The 16,632-nt window shown below is 73.3% G+C and carries 12 protein-coding genes; 9 read left to right on the top strand and 3 right to left on the bottom strand.

Annotated features, from left to right (window positions below):
• Window positions 1-186 precede the first annotated feature (186 nt).
• From CUC05_RS04130 to CUC05_RS04100, 7 genes are all read left to right on the top strand, one after another.
• Window positions 187-2,190 (top strand): hypothetical protein, encoded by a 2,004-nt coding sequence (locus tag CUC05_RS04130; RefSeq protein ID WP_108664802.1) that lies wholly within the window; start codon window positions 187-189, stop codon window positions 2,188-2,190.
• Window positions 2,187-4,310, top strand: a complete 2,124-nt coding sequence (locus tag CUC05_RS04125; protein WP_205712120.1) for a S9 family peptidase — start codon at window positions 2,187-2,189, stop codon at window positions 4,308-4,310. The genes CUC05_RS04130 and CUC05_RS04125 overlap by 4 nt, the downstream gene beginning before the upstream one ends.
• Window positions 4,297-7,845 carry an adenylate/guanylate cyclase domain-containing protein gene (locus CUC05_RS04120; RefSeq protein WP_157965189.1) on the top strand — a complete coding sequence of 1,183 codons (3,549 nt, stop codon included), beginning with the start codon at window positions 4,297-4,299 and terminating at the stop codon, window positions 7,843-7,845. The genes CUC05_RS04125 and CUC05_RS04120 overlap by 14 nt, the downstream gene beginning before the upstream one ends.
• Window positions 7,832-8,257: a hypothetical protein gene (locus tag CUC05_RS04115; protein WP_157965188.1), complete on the top strand. Its 426-nt coding sequence runs from the start codon at window positions 7,832-7,834 to the stop codon at window positions 8,255-8,257. Before CUC05_RS04120 ends, CUC05_RS04115 begins: the two co-directional genes overlap by 14 nt.
• Window positions 8,258-8,305: 48 nt before the next feature.
• Window positions 8,306-10,159 carry a M3 family oligoendopeptidase gene (locus CUC05_RS04110; RefSeq protein ID WP_108664798.1) on the top strand — a complete coding sequence of 618 codons (1,854 nt, stop codon included), beginning with the start codon at window positions 8,306-8,308 and terminating at the stop codon, window positions 10,157-10,159.
• Between the two features lie 4 nt (window positions 10,160-10,163).
• Window positions 10,164-11,192: an NAD-dependent epimerase/dehydratase family protein gene (locus CUC05_RS04105; RefSeq protein WP_108664797.1), complete on the top strand. Its 1,029-nt coding sequence runs from the start codon at window positions 10,164-10,166 to the stop codon at window positions 11,190-11,192.
• 74 nt (window positions 11,193-11,266) lie between these two features.
• Window positions 11,267-12,394, top strand: a complete 1,128-nt coding sequence (locus CUC05_RS04100) for a transglycosylase family protein (RefSeq protein WP_157965187.1) — start codon at window positions 11,267-11,269, stop codon at window positions 12,392-12,394.
• 14 nt (window positions 12,395-12,408) lie between these two features.
• Here CUC05_RS04100 and CUC05_RS04095 read toward each other — a convergent pair whose 3' ends face one another.
• Entirely contained in the window at window positions 12,409-13,287 is an 879-nt protein-coding gene (locus CUC05_RS04095) for an HAD family hydrolase (RefSeq protein WP_157965186.1), read from the bottom strand.
• A 61-nt stretch (window positions 13,288-13,348) separates the two neighbouring features.
• Between CUC05_RS04095 and CUC05_RS04090 the strand changes: the two genes are divergently transcribed.
• A complete protein-coding gene (locus tag CUC05_RS04090; protein ID WP_108664794.1) occupies window positions 13,349-13,804 on the top strand; it encodes a GatB/YqeY domain-containing protein in 456 nt (151 codons plus the stop codon).
• 29 nt (window positions 13,805-13,833) lie between these two features.
• On the opposite strand, the gene CUC05_RS04085 is transcribed toward CUC05_RS04090, so the two are convergent.
• Complete coding sequence (locus CUC05_RS04085) at window positions 13,834-14,709, bottom strand: PAC2 family protein (RefSeq protein ID WP_157965185.1); 876 nt, start codon at window positions 14,707-14,709, stop codon at window positions 13,834-13,836.
• A 31-nt stretch (window positions 14,710-14,740) separates the two neighbouring features.
• A complete protein-coding gene (locus tag CUC05_RS04080; RefSeq protein WP_240606199.1) occupies window positions 14,741-15,469 on the bottom strand; it encodes an alpha/beta fold hydrolase in 729 nt (242 codons plus the stop codon).
• A gap of 68 nt (window positions 15,470-15,537) precedes the next feature.
• Here CUC05_RS04080 and ychF point away from each other — a divergent pair, with 68 nt between their 5' ends.
• Window positions 15,538-16,632: a redox-regulated ATPase YchF gene (gene ychF / locus CUC05_RS04075; RefSeq protein ID WP_108664791.1), complete on the top strand. Its 1,095-nt coding sequence runs from the start codon at window positions 15,538-15,540 to the stop codon at window positions 16,630-16,632.

Raw genomic sequence — 16,632 nt, 5'->3', positions numbered from 1 at the left:
GCACGCTGGTGCCGAACACGAAGTCGAGTATTCTGCGGCGACCACCGCACCAGCGGTGGTCATCGATTCGACCCTCGCGCAGGGCGACCGGTTGAAGGGGGCACCAGTGCCCGACCGTCGACCCACCCGCGAGATCACAGGTCCAGGCTGCGAGCGTCAGCGCTCGCGAAAGGCAGGAGGTCCGCCATGACGGCAACGCCGTCCGATTCGCCCGAGCCCACCACCGACCAGGAGCCCGCACCGCCGGCACCGGTCACCGACTCGGACGGGGCGACCCCCGCCGAGGCGCCCGCTGAGGCGGCCCCTGTCGAGGCCACGGCCTCCGAGGCCCCCACGACCGAGGCGCCCGCTGCCGACGCCCCAGCTGCCTCGGCCCCCGCTGCCGACGCGCCGGCCGAGGACGCCGCGCCTGCCGAGGACGCCGCGCCCGCCGAGGCGCAGCCCGCTGCGGAGTCGGCGCCTGCCGAGACCCAGGTCGCTGACGAACAGCCCGCAGCCGAGGAGTCCGACGCGCAGGACACCACGGACGCACCGGCAGCCGACGAGGCCCAGGCGTCCGAGGCGGAGGCCCCCACGGGCGAGGCTCCCACGGACGAGGCCACCGCAGGCGAGGCGCAGGCGTCCGGCGACGGTGCCGACGCCAAGCCGGCGGAGAAGAAAAAGAAGAAGAAGAAGCCGACGGGCCCCGACCCCTCGGCGATCGTCAAGCGGATCGGCGCCACCAGCGAGGCGGCGCTGGAGTACGTGGTCAACCCCGACCCCAAGCTCGCCCGCATGGCACGCAAGCACCGCGAAGCCGTGATCTCCGAGATCCCACCGGTCACCGCCGGAGCGCTGCTCGGCCCCGACGCCCTCTGCCGGCATTTCCTCGCCAGCGCCGCCGCAGGCCGCTACCTCGACCTGTTCCACCTCTGGGAGCTCTTCAAGCTGTTCCCCGAGGAGTGCAAGCCGGTCCTGGCCTCGCGCCAGAAGGCGCAGGAGAAGGCCCGCAAGAAGATGCAGACGGCCACGCACCTGGGCCTGCTCGGCTCGGCCGACCGCGTCGCCAGCGACATCGACCGTGCGGCCGGCCTGCCCTGGCGCTGGCTCAAGGAGATCCTCGAGCCGATGGGCCCTGCCATCCGCCAGCGTCCCGTCGTGCTCGCGGCGATGCTCCGCAAGGACCCCAGCTTCGAGGCCAACGTGCCCGAGGACCCCAGCGACCGCTGGCTGGCCGAGGCCGCTGCCCTGCGCGAGTCCGGCAAGGACGTCCCCGAGCCGATCGACACGCTCCTCGGCCGCTTCGCCGACCGCCTGCCGGCAACCCTCGCCACGCTGTCGATGACCCACGACCAGTACCCCGACCGGGTGCCGGCGCTCATCGACCGCGTCGACCTCGGCGCAAACGACATCGCGGCCGTCCTGGCATGGGCGCGTGACCACGGCCACGGCGACCAGCTGGTCGGCCGCATCGCCGAGGACGTCCGCAGCGCCGCGGCGGAGAACCGCGCCGAGGGCCTCGCCCGCTGGAAGTCGTGGACCTCCCGCGGTGTCGAGCTGGAGATGCCCGAGTCCCTCCGCGTCCCGACCCTCGAGGGCCTGGACCTGGGTCGTCCCGAGTCGGCCGACCTCATCAAGGCGCTGGTGGACGACGGTGCGGACCTGGTGCCGCAGGAGATCCTCGACGGCGTGGCCGCCGACAACCGGATGCTGGGCGAGAAGGCCTACGAGGCGTTCGTGTGCGCCGGCTTCACCGACATCCACCTGCCGCTCGTCCTCGAGGGCAACCCGATGGTCCGCCCCGAGACCCGGTGCCCGGCCTGCCAGGCCTGGACCTGGGTGCGCCCGGGCCACGAGTCGCGCTGCCCGCACGACGGGATGCCCCTGGGCAGCAACCCCGAGCAGCAGGCCGCCGAGGCGGTCGAGGCCGTCGACGCTGCCGTGTCGACGATCGACCCGGCCGGCATGCAGGTGGACCCGCCGATGCCCAAGCCGGAGGTCGGGGAACGTCCGTCCGCTCCCCCGCCCCCGTCTGCCCCTGCAGGCGCGGCGACGACCAACGACGCCAGCCCTGCCACCCCCGAGCAGGCACAGCCCGAGCAGGCCCAGCCCGAGCCGGCCCAGCCCGAGCAGGCCCAGCCCGAGCAGGAACAGCCCGAGCAGGCACCGGCACCCGCCGCGCAGCAGCCGGCGGCCCCAGAGGGGTCGTGAGCCAAGAGGAGGTCCGGCCCGTCGACACGACGGTGCCGGACTTTCCCCGTCTCCACGCCCGCACCCAGGGGTTCTCCCTCGGGGTGCCGCGAAGCCTGACGGTCGCCAGCGAGCGGACGCTGTTCCTCCGCGGTGACGGCGACCGTCCCGAGCAGGCCCTGTGGTGCCTCGACGACGACGGTGAGCGACTGCTGGCCGACGCCGCCTCGTTGATGCCGGCGGACCTGCCCGAGGACATCCCTGCCGAGGAACGTGCACGTCGCGAACGGGCACGCGAGCGCGGCAGCGGCATCGTGGCCTACGCCACCGACACCGACGCCGACATCGCCGTCTTCGCCCTGTCCGGCAAGCTGATGGTCTGCGACGTCGCCACCGGCCTCACCGAGCAGCTGGCCGTCGACGGCCCCGTGGTCGACCCGCGCCCGAGCCCCGACGGCGGCATGATCGCCTACGTCGAGGACGAGGCCCTGTGGGTCGTCCGGGCCGACGGCACCAACGCCCCCCGCATGCTGGCCCGCGACAGCTCCCCCGATGTCAGCTGGGGGCTGGCGGAGTTCGTCGCCGGCGAGGAGATGGGCCGCACCCGTGGGTACTGGTGGGCGCCGGACGGCCGCTCGCTGGTCGCCGCGCGGGTCGACACGGGCCCGGTGCACCGCTGGTGGATCGCGGGTCCCGTCGACCCCGACGCCCGCCCCGTCCAGATCCGCTACCCCGCAGCGGGCACGCCCAACGCCGAGGTCACCCTCGCGCTGGTCGACCTCGGCGGCAACCGGATCGACATCGAGTGGGACCGCGAGGCGCTGCCCTACGTCGCCGACGTCGTCTGGACCGCCGCCGGACCGCCCCTGCTCGTCGTCCAGAGCCGTGACCAGCGCCGGGTCGCCGTGCTGTCCGTCGACCCCGGAGACGGCACGACCCAGGTCCTGGTCGACGACGTCGCCGACCCGTGGATCGAGCTCGTCCCCGGCAGTCCCACCCGCACCCCCGACGGTCGGCTGGTCCGCGTCGTCCAGGCCGACGACACCCGACGGATCGCCCTCGGCACCGGCGCGGACCAACAGCTGCTCGGGGACCCGGACCTGATGGTCGCCAGCATCGTGTGCACCAGCGACGACGCGGTCACCGTGACCGCCCACGTGCGTGCCACCCCGTGGTGCACGGTCGTCGCGACGCTGGGCACCGACGGCACGACGACCGTCCTGTCCGACCCCGACGGTGTGGCCGGGGCGACCGGTCGCCCCGATCGCCTGGCGATCGTCCAGCGACGCCTGTCCGACACGACGACGACCGTGACCGTCGACGGGGTCGCGCTCACCTCCAACGCCCAGGAGGCGCCCGAGCTGCCCGTGACCGTCGTCGGCCCGGTCGGCGGTGGCGACACCCCGGCGAGCCTGCTGCTCCACCCCTCCGGCTGGACCCCCGAGGACGGTCCGCTGCCCGTCCTGGTCGACTCCTACGGCGGCCCCCATGCCCGCCGGGTCCTGGCAGCCGGCGCCGCGCACCTGACCCCCGCGTGGTTCGCCGCCAACGGCTTCGCCGTGCTCGTGACCGACGGGCCCGGGGCGCCCGGCCAGTCGGTGTCGTGGGAAGCCGCCATCCACCACGATCTCGCCGGCCCGCCCCTCCAGGGGCAGGTCGACGCCCTGCACCGGGCGTCGCAGGACCATCCCGGACTGCTGGACCTCGATCGGGTCGGCATCCGTGGGTGGTCGTTCGGCGGGTACCTCGCGGCGCTGGCCGTCCTGCGCCGACCGGACGTGTTCCACACCGCCGTCAGCGGCGCACCGGTCACCGACTGGACGCTGTACGACACCCACTACACCGAGCGGTACCTGGGCGTCGACGCGACCGCGGCGCCGTACGCCAGCTCCTCGATCATCGATGATGCCCCGGCGCTCACCCGCCCGCTGCTGCTGATCCACGGGCTGGCCGACGACAACGTCGTCGCGGCCCACACCCTGCGCCTGAGCCGGGCGCTGCTGGAAGCCGGACGGCCCCACGAGGTCCTGCCGCTGTCGGGCGTGACCCACTTCACCCCCAACGAGGCGGTCAACGCCAACCTGACGGCCTTGCAGCTGGCCTTCCTGCAGCGCACGCTTGGCCTCGATGCCCCTTCCTGAGCCGGCCGCCGCTGTCTCCTCGACCTGCGCGGGGTGCGGCGGTGCGCTGGCCGACGAGGCCCGGTTCTGCCCCGCGTGCGGCACGCCACGACAGGCCCCTGCCGGGCCACCTCCGGACGAGCGGCGGCTGGCCACGGTCGTGATCGGCGACCTCGCCGGCTTCACGTCGCTGGCCGAGGCGCTGGACCCCGAACGGGTCAAGCAGCTGGTCGACCGGTTGTTCGGCCGCATCGCGGCTGACGTGACCGCGCACGGGGGCACGGTCGACAAGGTCGTCGGCGACGCGATCGTGGCGCTCTTCGGCGCCCCGGTGGCCCACGAGGACGACCCCGAGCGGGCCGTCCGTGCGGCGCTGGCGATGCAGCGGACCGTGCGCCGGGTCGGCCTGGAGGAGGACGTCGACCTGCGGATGCGGATCGGCGTCAACACCGGTGAGGTGCTGGTCGGCGGCCTCGCCGCCGACGACTCGTGGACCGCGATGGGCGACGCGGTCAACGTGGCGGCCCGGCTGGAGTCCGCGGCGGACCCGGGCGCGGTCCTCGTCGGCGAGCAGACCCACCGGGCGACCCAGCACCGGATCACCTTCCGTCGCCGGGGCCCCCTGGCCGTCCGGGGTCGTCGGGAACCCATCGAGACCTGGGTGGCCCTGCGTCCGATCGGCGACCCGGGAAACGAGCTCGGCCGACGCCGAGGGCCGGTGGTCGGCCGGGAGGCCGAGGAGCGGCTGCTGGACGCGGTCCTCGACGTCGCCGTGGTCCGCCGTCGCGCCCACCTCGTCGAGCTGATCGGCGACGCCGGTGTCGGCAAGCGGATGCTGGCCGACGCCTTCGTCGAGCGGGCCCGACAGCGGCACGACGCGCTGGTCCTGGAGGCCCGTATCCCGCCGTACGGCGAGGCCAGCATGTGGACCCCCGCTGCGGACATGCTCCGCAACGCCGTGGGGCTGGACATCGACCTCGACGACGAGGCGGCGATGACGACGGTGGTGGCCGGTGCGATGGGGATGCGTGCCGACGACCCCGAAGCCGCTCGCATGGCGTCGGCCCTGCACGAGCTGATGGAGATGTCACCGGACGGCGCCGAGCACGTCGAGGCCGCGCGGGCTGCCGCCACCGCCGCGATCGTGACGCTGGTCCGCCACCTCGCCGAACGGCGTCCCATCGTGGCGGTCCTCGCGAACATCCAGTGGGCCGACCAAGCGATCATCGACCTGATGACCGACGTGCTGATGGGCCTGCGTCGCATGCCGGTGATGGCCGTCACCACCAGCCGGGTGGGCGACCCGAACGACCACGTCCCCGACATCTCGGCCTTCACCGACGCCGTGAACGTGACCTGGCTGCGGCTCGGCCCCCTGCAGGACGACGACGCCAGCGCGTTGGCCCGTGAGCTGCTCGGGCCGTCCGCCACCGACGACGCCGTGGCCGCCGCGGTCCGTCGCAGCGGGGGGAACCCGCTGATGCTGGAGGAGATCGCGGCGCTGGCCGGCGAGGGCGGCCAGGCCGACGGCGTCGAGGACATGCCCCTGACCCTGCGGGGGCTGCTGTCGGCACGGCTCGACGTCCTCGAACCCGCCGAACGGCGGATCGTCGAGGACGCCGCGGTCATCGGCTGGACGGGCCCGGTCGACATGCTCCTGGCCGTCGCCGCCGACCGCGGAGAGGCCGGGGCGGCCGCCTTGCTGGAGGCCCTCGTCGACCGCGACCTGTTCGTCATCGAGGGCGACAGCTATCGCTTCAAGACCGATGCCCTCCGCGAGGCCGCCTACCTGCGCCTGCCCAAGCGCGAACGGGTCGAGCGGCACCGCGACATCGGGCGTCGACTGGCACACCCCTCCGGCGGCGGCACGACCCTGCGTCGCCGTGCCCAGCACCTGGCCACGGCCGCGGAGCTCGCCGCATCGATGGGGCCGGTGCCTGCGGACCTGCGCACCGAGGCGGTCGAGGCCCTCGATGCTGCCGCCGAGTGGGCTGGCCAGCGCGACCCCGCGGTCTCCCTCGTCTTCGCCGACCGGGCCATCGCCCTCGACGCCGACGTCCCGTGGACGATCAGGCTCCACCGGGCCCGAGCGCTCTCGGAGCTCGGCCGGATCGACGAGGCGACCGCGGCCGCCGGCGCCATCGTCGACGCCGACCCCTCCCCCGCCGTGACGGCCCTCGCGCTGGTCGTCGTCGGGCAGGGCCTGCAGTCCCGGGGGCACCTCGAGGAGTCCACGCACGCCCTGGAGGAGGCGGTCGCCGCGGCCCGCCGGTCCGAGGACGAACATGCGCTCGCCACGGCCCTGCGCATGCTCGGCATGACGCTGATCTTCCGCGGCATGGAGGATCCGGCCGCCCGCGCCGTCCACGAGGCCGGGCAGGTCCACGAACGCCTCGGCGACGTCGCCGGCATGGCCTGGGCCGAGCAGCACCAGGCCTGGATCGCCTTCAACGCCGGTGACCTGGCCCGTGCCAGCCTGCTGGCCGTGCGTGCCCGCGACCGCTTCGCCGCCGAGGGCAACCGGCTGGGCACGGCGTTCACGGCCGGCTTGCTGGGCTGGATCGACTTCCTCGCCGGCGACCTCGACGGGGCGATGGAGAAGGCCGAGCAGGCGCTGTCCACCGGCCTGCGCCCCGAGACACACGCGTTCGGTGCTGGCCTCGCGGAGGTCCTGCTGGCCGGGGTGCACACGTGGCAGGGGTGCTCGGTGTCCGCTGCCCGCCATGCCACCGAGGCCATCCGGCTGCTGCACCGTATCGGCCACCGCTGGGGGGAGATGCTCGGCCACGCCGTGCTCGCACGGGCGCTCGCCCACCTCGGACGGGCCGCCGACGCGGTGGCCGAGGCCGACCACGGCGTGACGCTCGCCGACCGCCTCGAGGACGTGGCCCACGGCAGCCTCGCCCGGATCGCCGCCGCCGGGATGGACCTTCACCAGGGCGAACCCCGGCGCGCACGAAGCCGGCTGCCGGACGCGCTGACCGCCACCGCCGGTCCCGACATCGACCGCCACCTGGCCCTGGCCGCGCTGCAGGAGGGCGACACCGACACGGCGCTGGCCGTGGCCGCGAGGTCGCTGCGGCCCGATGCCGGCCCCTCCACGATCGTCGCCAACAGCGCGGTCGCAGCGTTGGTGCACGCCCGTGCGGGCGCAGTCCAGCAGGTGACCCCGCTCGTGGACTTCGTGGAGGCATCGCCGGTTGCGAGCTACCTCGACCGGACCATGGTCAGGCTGGCCGCCGCCCTCGCTGCCCACCATCGGGGGCGCCCGGCCGCCGTCCGTGCCCACCTCGACCACGCCCTCGACGCCGTCGGTGACGCCCAGGACGTGCCGACCCGCGCCCTGGTGACCCTGCTGGAGGCCGACCTGTGCGGGACGCCCACCGACCGTGCCGCTGCCGTGGAGGCCCTGCCCGCCGCCGGCATCACGGGCGACGGGTGGCTGCGCGCCCTCGACATCCGGATCGACGACACACAGGCCAGCGACACGCACCCGGCCACGCGGGACACCGACGTGCAGCCCCCCGATATCCTCGGCGCCGATGTACCGAGATGATGTCTGCGCGGTGTGCGGGGAGTCCCTGCCACCGGACCACCTGTACTGCCGCGAGCACGCCGCGGTGGTCGACGACCTGCTGCACGAGGTCGGCGAGACCCTCCCCCGCCTGATCGGCGACCTCGACCGCGTCGCGGAGCTGCTGGACTCCATCGCACCCGAGACCTGGGACTACCTGGCCGAGGACCACCCGGATGACCCGGTGTGGCCGCCAGCCCCCACGACGGTGCTGACCGCCGACGGTGCCGACGTCGATGTCGACGTCGACGCCGAGCCGGGCATGGTCACCGTGTCGGTCCGCCACACCCTCGCCGCCACCCTCCGTGCGGTCCACTCGGCGCTGGCCGCCAGCGGCCTCGACGACATGATCGGCGCCGCCCGCGATGCCGACGGTGCAGGCGCGACGCACTGACCCCTCGGGCGGGCCACCCGGACACCATGCCCGGATAGGCTGCCGCCCGTGACGACCTCCGCAGCACCGCCGGCACGCACCAACGACGACCCGCCGACCTGGGACCTGTCCGACCTGTTCGACGGTCCCGACGACCGCGAGCTGCTCGACGTCATCGACGGCACCCTGGGCCACGCACGGGCCTTCGCGACCCGGTGGAAGGGGCGGATTGCCGACCTCGACGCCCCACGGCTGGCCGCCGCGATCACCGAGTACGAGCAGCTGGTCCTGCCCGTCCGCCGGGCCTCGACCTACGCCAACCTGCGGGTCACCACCGACGGTGACGACCCGGCCCGCCAGGCCCTGGCCGCACGGCTGGCCGAGGTCACCGCGACGGCCCAGCAGGAGGTCCTGTTCCTCGAGCTGGAGCTGCTGGCCCTGCCCGACGACCGGGTCGCCACGGTCCTGCAGGAGCCGGCCCTCGCCGGCCACCGCCACTACCTGACGACCCTTCGTCGCCAGCGCGATCACGTGCTCAGCGAAGCCGAGGAGCGGATCCTGACCGCCCTCGGCCCCACGGGCCCAGCGGCGTGGCAGCGCCTGTTCGCCAACATGAGCTCCACCATCCAGGTCCCCCGTCCCGACGGTCCCCCACGACCGCTGGAGCACGCGACCGCGGACCTGCAGTCCCCCGACCGGCGTGTCCGCGACACCGCGACCGAGGGCATCTCCATGGCCCTGATGGGCGAGCTCCGCATCCGCGCGTCCATCTACGACACGCTCGTGCAGGACCACGCCATCCGCGACGAGCTCCGGGGGCACGACAGCTGGCTGCACGTCCGCAACCTCGCCAACGAGGTCAGCGACATGCAGGTCCGCACCCTCGTCGACGCGGTGACCGCACGCTACGACCTGGTCGGCCGCTGGTATCGCCTGAAGGCTCGCCTGATGGGGCTCGACACCCTCGCCGAGCACGACCGCTACGCACCGTTGCCGCTGGGCGACGCGCCCCAGCGGTTCGGCTGGGACGAAGCCCGCGCGCTGGTGACCGCGGCCTACGCCGACTTCTCCCCCGTCGCCGCGGAGATCGTCGAGATGCACTTCGAGGAGGGGTGGATCGACGCCGTCCCCGGCGAACACAAGCAGCCCGGGGCGTTCTGTGTGGCCGTGCCCGGACAGCACCCGTGGATCAACCTCAGCTTCACCGGGACCGACAACGACGTGATGACCCTCGCCCACGAGCTCGGCCACGGCATCCACGGCTTCCTGCAGCGCGACGTCGTCCAGTCATCGTTCGACGTCCCCCTGACGATGGCCGAGACCGCGTCGGTGTTCGGCGAGACCGTGACCCACCGCCGCCTGGAGGCGGCCAGCACCGACGAGGCGACGACGCTGCGCCTGCTGGCCCGCCGCATCGACGGCGAGATCGCGACGATCTTCCGGCAGGTGGCCATGTTCCGCTTCGAGGACGAGGTGCACACACGGCGGCGATCCAGCGGCCAGCTGTCGGTTGAGGACCTCAACGGCATCTGGATGTCCACCCAGCGGGAGATGTTCGACGGTGCCGTCCGGCTGGGCGACCGGTACGCCCACTGGTGGTCCTACGTCCCGCACTTCGTGCACTCCCCCGGGTACGTCTACGCCTACGCCTTCGGCAACCTCCTGTCCTTCGCCCTGCTGGAACGCTGGCAGGCCGACGGCGACGCCTTCGTCAACGCCTACCTGACGATGTTGTCCAAGGGCGGCAGCGAGTCACCCGAGGACCTGCTCGCCCCGCTCGGCGTCGACCTGGCCGACCCGGAGTTCTGGCAGTCCGGCCTCGAGGTGCTCGAGGGGCTCATCGCGCGGGCCGAGCGGCTCGCGGACACGGTCGTGCCCACGGCCGCGGCCGGTCCGTCCGCCGGCGCCGTGCCCGGACGGTGACACGGTGACCGACGGGGTGTCCGACGACTCGGCCACAGCAGCCGGGGCACGGGCTGCCGGTTCGGAGCCGACCACGCGTCGTGCGGTGGTGACCGGGGCCGCCGGGTTCCTCGGCCGGTCGTTCGTCCAGCGACTCAAGGGCGACGGCTGGGAGGTGACCGGGGTCGACGTGCGGCCGGGGCCGCTGGTGGTCAGCGGCGACGTGACCCGCAGGGGCGACTGGGTCGACCTGCTCCACGGCGCGGACCTGGTCGTGCACACCGCGGCGCTGCTGGCCGAGACCGGGGACGAACGTGCCCACTGGGACGTCAACGTCGGCGGCACCCGGACGGTCGCCAACGCCTGCCTCGACGCAGGGGTGGGCCGGATGCTGCACCTCTCCTCCGCGGTGGTGCTTGGACGCGGGTTCCCCGACGGGGCCGAGGAGACCCATCCGGTTCGTGCGAGCGGAAACCCCTACACCGACTCCAAGGTCGCGGCCGAACACCAGGCCCTGATGGTCGCCGCCCGCGGCCTGCCGCTGACGATCGTCCGCCCGCTCCACGTCTACGGCCCCCATTCCGCCCAGTGGACGGTGCGCATCGTGCAGCTCATCGACCGCAACCTCTTCGTGCTGGTCGACGGCGGGGAGGGGATCATGACCCCCACCTACGTCGACGACCTCGTGGAGGGCGCGCTGCTGGCGGCCACGAGCCCGGCGGGTGCCGGGGAGGTCTTCCACATCACCGGCGGGGCCGGGGTGACCGCGGCCACGTTCTTCGGGGCCTACGGGGCCATGCTCGACCGCACGCTGCCGTCGCTGCCGAGGGCTGCTGCCGGGGCGCTGACGGTCGCGGCGGAGAAGGTCATGCGCCCGCTCGGACTGGCGCCGCCGTTCTCCAGCCGGGCCCTGGAGTTCATCAGCCAGACGGGGACGCCGTCCATCGACAAGGCCCAGCGACTGCTCGGGTGGTCACCGAGGGTGACCCTGGAGGCCGGCATGGCGGCCACCGAGACGTGGCTGCGTGACGTCGGGCTGATCACCCGCGACTGATCCCCGACGGGCCGACGCCTGCTGCGGAGGTTCCGGCGGATCGGCGCGGCGACAGGGTTGAATCCTCACCGATGGTGATCACGGCAGGTACATCCCGGGAGGCGTCGCAGCGGGCGACGCTGCTGCACGACGGCGCCCGCTTGTCCCTCGGTGTCGTCGCCGACGTGCTGGAATGCGACCGGGACACCGCGGCGCGGCTGGTCATCGTCGGCCGGCTGATGGCCTCCGATGACCTGGCAATCGTGCCGGACGAGTGCGACCAGTACCTCGCCGGGTTCCTCCGCCCCACGGCCGGGGCCACCGCCCATCACCTGTCCTGCGACCACTGCGCGCTGGTCGAGGACGCCATGGCCGTCGGGATCGCAGCTGCCCGCGCCCGGTGGACGTGCATGCCGGCCCCGACCGCCGAGCAGCTGGTGCCGCCCACCCCGCCCCCGTCGCGCCAGCCGGCCCGTCAGGTCCCCGAGCCACCGCCGCTGCCACCGCCCGTCACCGTGCCGCGGGACGACCCGCGCGGGCCCGACGATCCACGGGCGACCGCTGTCCACGGACTCCTTGCCGTGCGCATCGCCGGGCCGGAGGAAGCGCCCGCCGTCGGGGACGCCCACGGCAGCGAAGTCGAGGATCCCGACCGGACCGTCGACCTCTCTCCGCTCCGGGACCTGATCCGCCAGGTGCCCACCGTGACGGCACCGGACCGGGTCGACGACCCGGTCGTGTCGGCCGACGGGCCACCTCCCGCCGGCCGTCCTCGATGGCTCGTGGCTGCCACGCGGCTGGTGGCCGCCACCGTGATGGCGGTGGTCGGGCTGACCGCGGCGCTGGGGGGTGCCTCGCTGATGGCCGGGCCCGCCGACGCCCGCTCCTACGCCCGCGGCGGCGTCGCCCACAAGGACCTCCCCCGCGCGGCGCTGCCCGACCTCGTGACGCCCGACGACCTTCGCGTCGGTGACCCCTACTACACCCCGACCTGGGACCGTCTGGCCGACTGCGCCTCCGGTGGTGACTGGTCGGCCGCACCCGACGAGACCGGACGGGCCGGTGGCCTCGCCATCGGTCCGGCGGACTGGCGTCGCGTCGGCGGGGTGGGACCGGTCGAGGACGCCTCCCGCGAGCGCCAGGTCCAGGCCGGCATATCCCTGTGGGAGCTGCGCGGCTGGTCGGCTTGGCCGGCCTGCGCGGAGGACCTCGGCCTGCGCTAAGGCCGAGCGGGGGCTCAGGGCCGGACGGCCCAGGCCAGCAGGTCGTGCAACGCCACGGCGGCGCCGTCGTTCAGCACGACGTCGGTGACCAGGTGGGCGGCGTCCCTGACCGCCTGCGGCGCGTCCCCCATGGCGATGGCGGTGCCGACGACGCCCATCATGGGCAGGTCGTTGGCGCCGTCGCCCACGACGGCGATCTGCGAGGCATCGATCCCCATCGCCTCGGCGGTCGCCAGGATCGCGGTGCCCTTGTCGACGTCGCCGCGGGTGATGTTGACGTAGGTCAGCCCGGGCGTGACCGGCGAGGTCGCGGCGCCCGCGCTCAGGCCGAGCGCCGTGACGGCGTCGACCACCCCGATCAGCTCGGCGTCGGTGTGGGCGACGATCGTGGCCTTGATGACCTCACCGGGCGCCGGCGGGTGGGTCTCGATCGTGCCGATCGGCTGGCCGATGACCTCGTCCCAGTGCGGCCGGTACCGCTCGTCCATCGCCGTCACGAGGAACCCCTCGTCGGTGTAGAGCTCGGCGTAGAGCCCCTCGGCGTCGCACAGCTGCAGGACCGCGGCCAGCTGCTCGTCGGTCAGGCCCCGCGTGACCACCGCTCGGCCGTCCTGCCTGACCTGTGCACCGTTGAGGACGACATGCGGTCCCGACAGGCCCAGCCGTTGGTGCACGTCGATGACCCCGGCGACGTTGCGTCCCGTCGCGTAGCCGACCGCCACCCCAGTGGCCGCGAGGGCACGGGTGGCCTCGGCGACGACCTCGGTGACGGTGCCGGTCGGCCCCACGAGGGTGCCGTCGACGTCGAGGAGGACCCAGCGGATCGGCAGGGTCGGGTTCCAGTCGGCATGGCGCCCACCGGGACCCAGGGCGGAGGTCTCGATCGTGGTCATGGCCCCAGAGGGTACGCAGCCTCGGTGGGCAGGCACGGCTGCAGGGCGTACCCTGCCGGCCATGAGCCTTGCCGACCAGATCAGCGACGACCTCAAGACCTCCATGAAGGCGCGGGACAGCATCCGCACCGCCACGCTCCGCCAGGTGCTCGCCGGCATCAAGAACCTGCGGGTCCAGGAGGGCCGCGGCGGGACCGAGGTGACCGACGAGGAGGTCACCGAGATCCTGACCCGCGAGGCCAAGAAGCGCCGCGAGTCCATCGAGACCTACACCCAGCACGGCCGCCAGGAGCTGGCCGACAAGGAGCAGGCCGAGCTGGCCGTCATCGAGGACTACCTGCCCGAACAGATGGGCGCCGAGGAGATCCGCGTCATCGTCACCGAGGTCGTCGCCGCGACCGGCGCCAGCGAGCCCGGCGACCTGGGCAAGGTCATGGGGCAGCTGATGCCGCGGGTGAAGGGCAAGGCCGACGGCAAGCTGGTCAACCAGATCGTCCGCGAGGAGCTGGGCGCCTAGGCCCTCGCGGTCGGGGGTTGCCCCCGACGTCAGTCCGCGGGCCGGTCCCGCAGGTACCGCTCGAACTCGCGCGCCAGCTCCTCGCCGCTGACCGGCGGGGTCGGCAGCTCGTCGTTGTGCAGCGGGTCGGGCTCGGAGTCGGCCCGCCGCTCGAGCTCCTCGACGTAGTCGGCAAGCTCGTCGTCCTCCGCGACCAGCTCGGCGATGTCCTGCAGCTGGTCCTGCGCCTCCTCGCGGAGCTCATCGAGGTCGAAGCTGCTGCCCACCAGCCGGCCGACCTGCTCGGCCAGCGTGAGCGACGCCTGCAGGTAGGCGGTACCGGCCAGGTAGTGGGGCACGCCGACCCAGAAGGAGACGGCCTCGATGCCGGCCTCGCTGGCGGCCTGGTGCAGCACGCCCACGATCCCCGTCGGACCCTCGTAGGAGGTGCGCCGCAGCCCGTGGCGCTTCGCGACCTCGTCGTCGCTGGCGGTGCCGGTCATCGACACGGGACGGGTGTGGGGCCGGTCCACCTGCAGGGCGCCGACGGTGACGATGCGCGCCACGTCCAGCTCGCGGGCCGTGCGGACGATCCCCTCGGTGAAGGTCCGCCACCGCAGGTTCGGCTCGCGGCCCCGGAGGAACACCACGTCGGTGTCGCCGTCCAGGCTGGCCGCGCTGAACTCGTTCATGGGCCATTCCAGCGTCCGCTGCTCGCCCTCCCAGCGCACCATCGGCCGGGCGACCTGGAAGTCGAAGAACTCCTCCGGGTCGATGTCGGCGAACCGGCTGGCCTCCGTCGCCAGGGCCATGGCCTCGACCGCACCCGTGGCGGCTTCGCCCGCGTCGTTCCACCCCTCGAAGGCGGCGACGAGGGTGGGGCGGCGGAGCCCTTCGGGACGATGATCGAATCGGACGACGTTCACGACGACCGATTCTTCCACGCGCCTGCAACCGTCATGCGTCGACGGCCCGGCCGAGGAAGTCCAGCAGCCCGGGGGCCACGACCCGCGAGCGGGTCAGCTGCACGTCGTGACCACCACCGGGCACGACGAACTCCTCCGCGTGCGGCCAGATGGAACGGAGCTCCGCGAAGTGGGAGGGGTCCACGGTCGTGTCGCCGTCGCCACGGATCAGCAGCGTCGGGACGTCGAAGCGCTGGAGCTTCTCGAGGTCGACGTCGACCTGGAGGCCACCGGAGTCCCGGTTGCACACCTCACGCCATGCGTCCGGACCACCAAGCGGGGCGTGCAGCTTCGACAGCTGCTTGGCCCACAGCTCGTAGCGCTCCTCCAGCACGTCGGGGTCGAAGTTGGTCCGCCAGCGGCGCAGCCCCTCGTGGTCGCGCACGCTGACGCCGACGACGACGAGGCCGGCGAACAGCTCGGGGTGGTCCTCGGCGAGGGCGAGTGCGGTGTGGCCACCCATGGAGAAGCCGGCCACGATCGGCGGACGCTCCAGGGTCTCGAGATGGGCACGCACCGCGTCGACCAGCATCTGCCGGCTGTAGGTCCCCTCCCCCACCGGGGTGTGGCCGTGGCCGGGCAGGTCGGGCATGTGCAGCCGGAAGCCGGCGGCGGTCAACCCCTTGACCTGCTTCGACCAGTGGTAGCGGCCGGTGCCGATGCCCCCGTGCAGCAGCACGAGCGGCACGCCGTCCTCGGGACCGTCGTAGTCGATGTGCATCACGGGGGCGAGGATACGCGGGGGCTGCGCTTCGACATCCAGGGGGGCAGCGGGCACAGTGTGGGGTCATGGCACTTCAGGTCGGCATCGTCGGACTGCCCAACGTGGGCAAGTCAACCCTCTTCAACGCGGTCAGCGCCGCAGGCGCGGAAGCGGCGAACTACCCGTTCGCCACGATCGAGCCCAACGTCGGGAGCGTTCCGGTTCCCGACGAACGCCTGGACACCCTCCAGCGGCTCGCGGACTCCAAGCGGCGGATCGCCACCACCGTGGAGTTCCTCGACATCGCCGGGCTGGTCAAGGGCGCCTCGCAGGGCGAGGGGCTGGGCAACAAGTTCCTGTCCCACATCCAGTCCGTGGACGCCGTCGCCCACGTCGTGCGGTGCTTCGACGACGACGACATCGTGCACGTCGACGGCTCGGTCGATCCCGCTCGCGACATCGAGGTCATCAACACCGAGCTGCTGCTCAAGGACCTCGACGCGGTCACCAAGCGCGTCGAACGCGCCAAGCGGTCATCCAAGTCCGGCGACAAGGTGGCCATCCGCCACACCGAGCTGTTCAGCCGCCTCGAGGCCCACCTCGAGGAGGGCAACGTGGCCCGCACCTTCGAGGTGCCAGCCGAGGACGCCAAGGAGGTCGCCGAGGTCGGGCTGCTGACCGCCAAGCCCATGCTGTACGTCGCCAACGTCGGCGAGGGCGACCTGCCCGAAGGCAACGCCCACGTCGACACGGTCCGTGAGATCGCCGCGGCCGAAGGTGCCGAGGTCGTCGTCATCTCCGCCGAGGCGGAGTCCCAGATCGCCGAGCTCGACGCCGAGGAGCGCGCGGAGTTCCTGGCCGAGCTGGGCCTGGAGCGATCCGGCCTGGACCGCCTGATCCACGCGGCCTACCAGCTGCTCGGACTGCTGACCTTCTTCACGGTCGGGCCGCAGGAGGCACGGGCGTGGACGGTCCGGGCCGGGTCACCGGCGCCGGTGGCGGCCGGCAAGATCCACTCCGACATCCAGCAGGGCTTCATCCGCGCCAACGTCATCAGCTACGACGACTTCGTCGAGCACGGCGGCGAGCAGCCCGCCAAGAACGCCGGCAGGATGCGCCAGGAGGGCAAGGAGTACGTCGTCGTCGACGGCGACGTCATCCACTTCCTGCACTCCAACTGA

It is taken from the genome of Euzebya rosea, assembly GCF_003073135.1.
Classification (GTDB): Bacteria; Actinomycetota; Nitriliruptoria; order Euzebyales; family Euzebyaceae; genus Euzebya; species Euzebya rosea.
This window is presented reverse-complemented; position numbering and strand designations above follow the sequence as displayed.